Here is a 7,345-nt window from a genome sequence, read left to right on the forward strand (position 1 = left end):
GCCATGCAACCGCGCCTCAGCCTCGTCACCCTGGGTGTCGCCGACGTGGCGCGCAGCCGCGCCTTCTACGAACGGCTGGGCTTCGTGGCGTCGAGCACCAGCAACGCCAACGTCGCCTTCTTCCAGGCTGGCGGCACGGTGCTGGCGTTGTTCGGCCGGGCCGCGCTGGCGCAGGACGCGACGGTGCCGGAGCAGGGCAGCGGCTTCCGCGGGGTCACGCTGGCCCACAACGTGGCGACGAAGGACGAGGTCGCCGCGGTGCTGGCGGAGGCGGTGGCGGCGGGCGCCACGCTGGTGAAGCCGGCGCAGGACGTGTTCTGGGGCGGCCACTGCGGCTATTTCGCCGATCCCGACGGGCACCTGTGGGAAGTCGCCTGGAACCCGTTCTTCCCGCTGGACGCCGACGGCAACGTCACCCTGCCAGCGTGATCACGCCTCGTCGGCCTGTGCGGCGGCGAGCAACTCCGTCCGCTCGTAAATCTCGCTCAGCGGAATCGCGAAGCCGAGGCTCGGGACGGCAAGAATGCCGTCGGCACCGTCCGCGATCTGGTGCGTCCAGTCTTCGCCCTTACGAAGAAAGCTCTGAACGCTGAGATCCTCCTGCGACACCACGACGTACTGCGACAGGCTTCCGATGGTGCGGTAAGCCCGGTTTTTCGTGATGAGATCGCGATTCCTGGTGGTTGGGGAAAGCACCTCGAAAATCACCGCGGGTTCAGCCACCAGCCGGTCGGCGTCCGTGAGCTTGGTGCAGGTGACGAACGCGTCGGGGTAAAAGGCACCCGATGCCGTAACGACTTTGATCCCCTCCTGAAACACCTCGCACGGCGAGCCACGCAAACGGCTGCGGAGGGCCACGTGAAGGTTCCCGGCAATCCGTGAATGCAGGATGGTTCCACCGACCATGGCGGTGATTTCGCCATCAATGAATTCATGCCGCTCCTCCTGCCGTTCCTCCCAGTCGAGGAACTCGGCCAGCGTCATCGAGCGGCGTTTCGGCAGGGCGTTCATCGCGGCACCTCCCAGGGATCGGTATGATCCTACCGGAAAACGCCTATCCCGTCACCTCGGCTCCCCGTGCGGCCCCTTGGGCCAGTGCCGCCGCCATCTCCGGGTTCAGCGCCAGCCCGAGAGCCGCCACCTGCGACGCGATGGCGAAGTCGCCGCGCGCCACGGTGGCGAGCAGCTCGTCGCGCGTCATCACCTCGACGCGCATCTCCTCCAGGTCGCCGGAGTCCGGCTCGGCCACCTTGCGGCAGTTGCGGGCGACGAACAGGTGGCAGGTGGCGCCGCGCGCGTTGCCCATCAGCACGTAGCCGCCGCAGGCCGTCCAGTCGTCCGCCTCGTACCCCGTCTCCTCCAGCAACTCGCGCCGGGCGCACTCCAGCGGCGGCTCCCCGGTCTCCATGGTGCCGGCGGGGAAGTTCACGTTCACCCGGCGGGCACCATGCTTGTACTGGCGCAGCAGCACGAAGCGCCCGTCGTCGGTCTGCGGCACGATGATGACGAAGTCGCGCGTGTCGACCTGATGGAACTCCACGCGCCGTCCGTCCGGCAGTTCCAGCGTCTCGACGCGGATCTTCAGCCAGGGCTCGTGCACGTACACGTCGCGGCTGGCGACGATCGACCAGGGCTTCAGTTCGTCGGACACGCGCGGGGGCTCCGTCAATAGGGCGGTCTGGTGAAGCCGGCGGGCGAGAGGGTGAAGATCTCGCAGCCATCCTCGGTGATGCCGACCTGATGCTCGAACTGGGCGGAGAGCGAGCGGTCGCGGGTCACCGTGGTCCAGCCGTCGGACAGGATCTTCACGTCCGGCTTGCCGGCGTTCAGCATCGGCTCGATGGTGAAGACCATGCCGGGGACGAGGCGCGTCCCCTGCCCCGGCCGGCCGAAATGGTCGACGTGCGGGGCGTCGTGGAAGACGCGGCCGATACCGTGCCCGCCGAAGTCGCGCACCACGGAAAAGCGGTTGGCCTCCGCCAGCGTCTGGATGGCGTGGCCGACGTCGCCCAGCGTGTTGCCGGGCTTGGCGGCGGCGATGCCGGCCATCATGGCGTCGTAGGTGATCTCGGTCAGCTTGCGTGCCTTCACGCCGATCTTGTCGCCGACGAAGAACATGCGGCTGGTGTCGCCGTACCAGCCGTCCAGGATCACCGTCACGTCGATGTTGACGATGTCGCCGTCCACCAGCCGCTTGTCCGGGCTGGGGATGCCGTGGTTGACCACGTGGTTGGGCGAGATGCAGCTGGCGGCCGGATAGCCCTTGTACCCGATGGTGGCCGGGATCGCCCCGTTGTCGCGCATGAAGCGCTCGATCAGCGCGTCCAGGTGCCCGGTGGTCACGCCCGGCACCACGTGCGGGGTGATGTGGTCCAGCGTCTCGGCGGCCAGGCGGCCGGCGCGGCGCAGCTTTTCGAACGCCTCCGGCCCGTGCAGCGGCACGCGCCGCCCCTCGGCATCGGTCGTGAAGGCTTCGTTCGTCAGTGAAACGGTATCGGTCATCATGGCCCCACCATCCGGTATAGCTGCCCCTCGCTCAACCCCAATAATTTCATGTTTGCCCCATAGGACTCGGGCACCCGGCTTGCTATATATGCGCCGACCCCGAACCCCCGACCGTGCTCCATAAGACCTTGGCCAAGCCCACCACGCGCTATGCCTGCCAGTCGTGCGGCGCTTCCTTCCCCAAATGGGCCGGACGCTGCGACGCCTGCGGGGAATGGAACACCCTGGTCGAGGAAGCGGTCCCGGAATCGGCGCCGAAGGGCCTGGGCGCGGCCAAGGGGCGGCGCATCGACTTCGTCGGCCTGTCCGGCGCCTCCGAACCCGCGCCGCGCCGCCTGACCGGCATCGCCGAGCTGGACCGCGTGTGCGGCGGCGGTCTGGTGCCGGGCTCCGTCCTCCTCATCGGCGGCGATCCGGGCATCGGCAAGTCCACCCTGCTGCTCCAGGCCATGGCGCGTCTGGCGCAGATCTGGCGTTGCGCCTACGTCTCGGGCGAGGAGGCGGTGGACCAGGTGCGCCTGCGGGCACAGCGCCTGGGCTGCGCGTCCGCCCCGGTCGACCTCGCCTCGGCCACCAGCGTGCGCGACATCGCGGCGTCGCTGGACATGGCGGACGGGCCGGAGATCGTCGTCATCGACTCCATCCAGACCATGTACGTCGACACGCTGGACAGCGCGCCGGGCACGGTGGCGCAGGTCCGCGCCTCGGCGCACGAGCTGATCCGCGTGGCCAAGCGGCGCGGCGTCGTGCTGCTGCTGGTCGGCCACGTCACCAAGGAAGGCACCATCGCCGGCCCCCGCGTGCTGGAGCACATGGTGGACACGGTGCTGTATTTCGAAGGCGAGCGCGGGCACCAGTTCCGCATCCTGCGCGCGGTCAAGAACCGCTTCGGCGCCACCGACGAGATCGGCGTGTTCGAGATGGGCGACGCCGGCCTGTCGGAGGTCTCCAACCCCTCCGCCCTGTTCCTGGCGGAACGGCGCGGCGACGTCTCGGGTGCCGCCGTCTTCGCCGGCATGGAGGGCACGCGGCCGGTGCTGGTGGAGGTGCAGGCGCTGGTCGCCCCCTCCCCGCTGGGCACGCCGCGCCGCGCGGTGGTGGGCTGGGACTCGGCGCGGCTTGCCATGGTGCTGGCGGTGCTGGAGGCGCGCTGCGGCGTCGCCATCGGCGCCAACGACGTCTACCTGAACGTCGCCGGCGGCCTGCGCATCGGCGAGCCGGCGGCCGATCTGGCCGTGGCGGCGGCGCTGGTGTCGTCGCTGACCGGCGAGCCGGTGCCCGCCGACGCCGTGGTGTTCGGCGAGATCGGCCTGTCCGGCGAGGTGCGCGCGGTCAGCCAGACCGAGGCCCGCCTCAAGGAAGCCGCAAAGCTGGGGTTTTCATCGGCGCTCATTCCGGCTAGACGAAGCGCCGGCCGCAGCGACGCCGCCCTGCGCACGGTGGAACTGCAGCACCTGGGCGAGTTGATGCCGCTGTTCCAGGCGGACGGCGGCACGCGGCGATGAGAGGGCTGAGGTAGCGGATCATGGAAAACTTTCCGATCAATCCGGCGGATGCGGCGGTGTTCGCCGTGCTGCTGCTGGCCGCACTGCTGGCATTCACCCGCGGCATGGTGGCCGAGGTGATGTCGGTCGCCGCCTGGGGCGGGGCCGCCGTCATCACGCTCTACACCCTGCCCTTCGTGCTGCCGGTCACCCAGCAGTACATCAAGGTGGAGATGATCGCCTACGCGCTGTCGGCGGTGGCCATCTTCATCGTGGCCCTGGTGGCGCTGACGCTGATCGCCGGGCGGCTGTCGCGCGGCGTGCAGAATTCGTCCCTGTCGGCGGTCGACCGCTCGCTGGGGTTCCTGTTCGGCCTGTTGAAGGGTGGCGTCCTGGTGTCGGTCGCCTTCCTCTTCTTCACGTGGCTGGTGCCGCCGGCCGAGCAGCCGCAGTGGCTGAAGGAGGCCAAGACCCAGCCGCTGCTGACGGCTGGGGCCGGCATGATCTATGAACTGGTTCCGGCGCACATGCGCACGGAAAGCCTGAACCAGATGGGCATGGCGCGCGACGCCACGCGGCAGGCCCTGGAAGCCAAGCAGGCGCTTGACCGCCTCGCCACCCCGGTGCCGGCGGGCACCGCCAAGACGGGTGCGCCCGCCAATGATACGGGCTATAAGGATCGCGACCGCGGCGATCTCGAGCGACTGATTCAGAACACGCGCTGAGGACCGGCCGTGCAACACGAGGATTCCCCGATGCTGACGACGCATCCGTTCGTCGATGACGACAAGCTGCGCGAGGAGTGCGGCGTGTTCGGCATCCTGCGCCACACCCAGGCGTCCGCGATCACCGCGCTGGGCCTGCACGCGCTGCAGCACCGCGGCCAGGAGGCCGCGGGCATCGTCAGCTTCGACGGGACGAACTTCCACGTCGAACACACGATGGGCGTCGTCGGCGACCATTTCTCCAAGGAATCGGTCATCTCGCGCCTGAAGGGCGACGCCGCCATCGGCCACGTGCGCTACGCCACCACCGGCGACGTCAGCATGCGCAACGTGCAGCCGCTGTACGCCGAACTGGACTTCGGCGGCTTCGCGCTGGCGCACAACGGCAACCTGACCAACGCCCAGGTGCTGCGCCGCCAGCTGGTGCGCCGCGGCTGCCTGTTCCAGTCGACCACCGACACCGAGGTCATCGTCCACCTGATGGCGCTGGCCCGCGGCGGCTCCCCCGTTGACCGCATGATCGAGGCGATCCGGCAGGTCGAGGGCGCCTTCTCCCTGGTGGCGCAGGCCGCCGACACGGTGATCGGCGTGCGCGACGCGATGGGCGTGCGGCCGCTGGTGCTGGGCAAGCTGGGCGACGCCTACATCCTGACCAGCGAGACCTGTGCCCTGGACATCGTCGGCGCCGACTTCGTGCGCGACGTGGAGCCGGGCGAGATGATCGTGCTGGACAACACCGGCGTGCACAGCCTGCGCCCGTTCCAGCCGACCAACCGCCGCTTCTGCATCTTCGAATACATCTACTTCGCGCGGCCCGACAGCGTGATGGAGGGATCGTCGGTCTATCAGGCGCGCCAGCGCATCGGCCGCGAACTGGCCCGCGAGGCGGCGGTCGAGGCCGACCTGATCGTCCCGGTGCCGGACAGCGGCGTGCCGGCGGCGCTGGGCTACGCGGCGGAAAGCGGCGTGCCGTTCGAGCTGGGGATCATCCGCAACCACTACGTCGGCCGCACCTTCATCGAGCCGACCGACCAGATCCGCCACCTGGGCGTGAAGCTGAAGCACAACGCCAACCGCGCCATGATCGAAGGCAAGCGCGTCGTGCTGGTGGACGACTCCATCGTGCGCGGCACCACGTCCAAGAAGATCGTGGAGATGGTGCGCGCCGCCGGCGCCAAGGAGGTGCACATGCGCATCTCCAGCCCGCCGACCTCGCACCCCTGCTTCTACGGCATCGACACGCCGGAGCAGTCGAAGCTGCTGGCGCACCGCATGTCGGTGGAGGAGATGCGGCAGTTCATCCAGGCCGACAGCCTCGCCTTCATCTCGCTCGACGGCCTCTACCGCGCCATGGGCGAGGCGAAGCGCGACCCGGACGCGCTGAGCTTCTGCGACGCCTGCTTCACCGGCGACTACCCGATCCGCCTGACCGACCGCGACGCGGAAAACGGGCCGGACGCCCCCGTCCGCACCGCCGTGCGCGCCTGAGGAGCGGAGCAAGCATGTCCCGTCTTGCAGGCCGCATCGCCCTGATCACCGGCGCCTCGCGCGGCATCGGCGCCGCCGTCGCCAAGCGCTTCGCCGCCGAGGGTGCCCACGTCATCCTCACCGCCCGCACCACCGGTGCGCTGGAGGAGGTGGACGACGCCATCCAGAAGGAAACCGGCGCCAATGCCACGCTGGTGACGCTGAACCTGATGGAGTTCGACAAGATCGACCAGTTGGGCCAGGCGATCTTCGAGCGCTTCGGCCGGCTGGACATCGTCGTCGGCAACGCCGCCGTCCTGGAGACGCTGGGTCCGATCGCCACCTACGATCCGAAGCACTGGCACCGGATCATGGACACCAACGTCACCGCCAACTACCGGCTGATCCGCAGCACGGACCGGCTGCTGCGCGCCTCCGACGCGGGGCGGGCGATCTTCGTCACCTCGGGCGCCGCGCACGGCCCCACCCATTACTGGGGCCCCTACGCCGCCAGCAAGGCGGCGCTGGAGATGATGGTGCAGACCTACGCGCTGGAGGTTTCCCAGTCGAACCTGCGCGTCAATCTGGTCGACCCCGGCGTGGTGCGCACCAAGCTGCGCGTGCAGGCCTTCCCCGGCGAGAACCCGGACACCCTGCCGGCGCCGGAGGAGATCACCGACCGCTTCGTCGATCTGGCCGAACCGGCCTGCACGCGGCACGGCGAAGTGGTGTCGGTCTGACCAGGCACCCCCCGGCCGTCACTGCACCATCGGCACCCGCGCCTCGCCCACCGCGTCGCCGAGCGCGACCGGGAGCAGGCCGGTGATGCCGCCGGCCGGCCAGGCGTAGCGCGCCGTCACCTTCATGAACTTCACCCCGCCGAAGGGGTCGAGCACCGCGGTCACCGTCAGCCGGGCCGGATCGAGGGAGATCGTGGTCAGCCGGGCGTTCACGGCGGTCTTGATGGCGGCCGGCGTCGTGGCGGTGTTCACCATGGACAGCCGCGCGGCCTCCTCGGCGGCGAACTGCAATGTGTTGCGCGTCCAGAAGAAGGTCGCCGTCTCGATGATGGCGACCAGCACGGCGAAGAACAGCGGCAGGACCAGCGCGAACTCGATCAGCACGGACCCGCGCTCGTCGCGCAGCAGGCGCCGCCGCATCATC

The 7,345-nt window shown here is 69.4% G+C and carries 9 protein-coding genes; 5 read left to right on the plus strand and 4 right to left on the minus strand.

Going from position 1 to position 7,345, the window contains the following annotated elements:
- The first annotated feature begins 3 nt into the window (after positions 1 to 3).
- Positions 4 to 429: a VOC family protein gene (locus VED21_RS33330; RefSeq protein ID WP_324890225.1), complete on the plus strand. Its 426-nt coding sequence runs from the start codon at positions 4 to 6 to the stop codon at positions 427 to 429.
- Here VED21_RS33330 and VED21_RS33335 read toward each other — a convergent pair whose 3' ends face one another.
- The 3 genes from VED21_RS33335 to map are packed head-to-tail and all read right to left on the minus strand — an operon-like array spanning position 430 to position 2,502.
- The gene (locus VED21_RS33335) at positions 430 to 1,011 is read right to left on the minus strand and encodes a Uma2 family endonuclease (protein ID WP_324890226.1); all 582 of its coding nucleotides are present in this window, start codon (positions 1,009 to 1,011) and stop codon (positions 430 to 432) included.
- A 43-nt stretch (positions 1,012 to 1,054) separates the two neighbouring features.
- Positions 1,055 to 1,651 (minus strand): NUDIX hydrolase, encoded by a 597-nt coding sequence (locus VED21_RS33340; protein ID WP_324890227.1) that lies wholly within the window; start codon positions 1,649 to 1,651, stop codon positions 1,055 to 1,057.
- A 14-nt stretch (positions 1,652 to 1,665) separates the two neighbouring features.
- The gene (gene map / locus VED21_RS33345; RefSeq protein WP_324890232.1) at positions 1,666 to 2,502 is read right to left on the minus strand and encodes a type I methionyl aminopeptidase; all 837 of its coding nucleotides are present in this window, start codon (positions 2,500 to 2,502) and stop codon (positions 1,666 to 1,668) included.
- A gap of 131 nt (positions 2,503 to 2,633) precedes the next feature.
- Between map and radA the strand changes: the two genes are divergently transcribed.
- The 4 genes from radA to VED21_RS33365 are packed head-to-tail and all read left to right on the plus strand — an operon-like array spanning position 2,634 to position 6,921.
- Positions 2,634 to 4,010, plus strand: coding sequence for a DNA repair protein RadA (gene radA / locus VED21_RS33350; protein ID WP_324890233.1), 1,377 nt, complete (start codon positions 2,634 to 2,636; stop codon positions 4,008 to 4,010).
- 20 nt (positions 4,011 to 4,030) lie between these two features.
- Positions 4,031 to 4,714 (plus strand): CvpA family protein, encoded by a 684-nt coding sequence (locus VED21_RS33355; RefSeq protein WP_324890228.1) that lies wholly within the window; start codon positions 4,031 to 4,033, stop codon positions 4,712 to 4,714.
- A gap of 30 nt (positions 4,715 to 4,744) precedes the next feature.
- On the plus strand, positions 4,745 to 6,202 hold the full coding sequence (gene purF / locus VED21_RS33360; protein ID WP_324890229.1) for an amidophosphoribosyltransferase: 1,458 nt from the start codon (positions 4,745 to 4,747) through the stop codon (positions 6,200 to 6,202).
- 14 nt (positions 6,203 to 6,216) lie between these two features.
- On the plus strand, positions 6,217 to 6,921 hold the full coding sequence (locus VED21_RS33365) for an SDR family NAD(P)-dependent oxidoreductase (protein ID WP_324890230.1): 705 nt from the start codon (positions 6,217 to 6,219) through the stop codon (positions 6,919 to 6,921).
- 18 nt (positions 6,922 to 6,939) lie between these two features.
- Here VED21_RS33365 and VED21_RS33370 read toward each other — a convergent pair.
- Positions 6,940 to 7,345: TadE/TadG family type IV pilus assembly protein (locus VED21_RS33370; RefSeq protein WP_324890231.1), on the minus strand; the 406-nt coding region annotated here is incomplete at its 5' end.

Source organism: Azospirillum sp., from assembly GCF_035627195.1.
In the GTDB taxonomy this organism is placed as follows: domain Bacteria; phylum Pseudomonadota; class Alphaproteobacteria; order Azospirillales; family Azospirillaceae; genus Azospirillum.

What these genes read in the sequence shown, in the direction of transcription:
- purF (WP_324890229.1), top strand. Translation starts at nt 4,745, where the DNA reads ATGCTGACGACGCATCCGTTCGTCGATGACGACAAGCTGCGCGAGGAG.
- VED21_RS33355 (WP_324890228.1), top strand. Translation starts at nt 4,031, where the DNA reads ATGGAAAACTTTCCGATCAATCCGGCGGATGCGGCGGTGTTCGCCGTG.
- VED21_RS33335 (WP_324890226.1), bottom strand. Translation starts at nt 1,011, where the DNA reads ATGAACGCCCTGCCGAAACGCCGCTCGATGACGCTGGCCGAGTTCCTC.
- VED21_RS33330 (WP_324890225.1), top strand. Translation starts at nt 4, where the DNA reads ATGCAACCGCGCCTCAGCCTCGTCACCCTGGGTGTCGCCGACGTGGCG.
- map (WP_324890232.1), bottom strand. Translation starts at nt 2,502, where the DNA reads ATGACCGATACCGTTTCACTGACGAACGAAGCCTTCACGACCGATGCC.
- VED21_RS33365 (WP_324890230.1), top strand. Translation starts at nt 6,217, where the DNA reads ATGTCCCGTCTTGCAGGCCGCATCGCCCTGATCACCGGCGCCTCGCGC.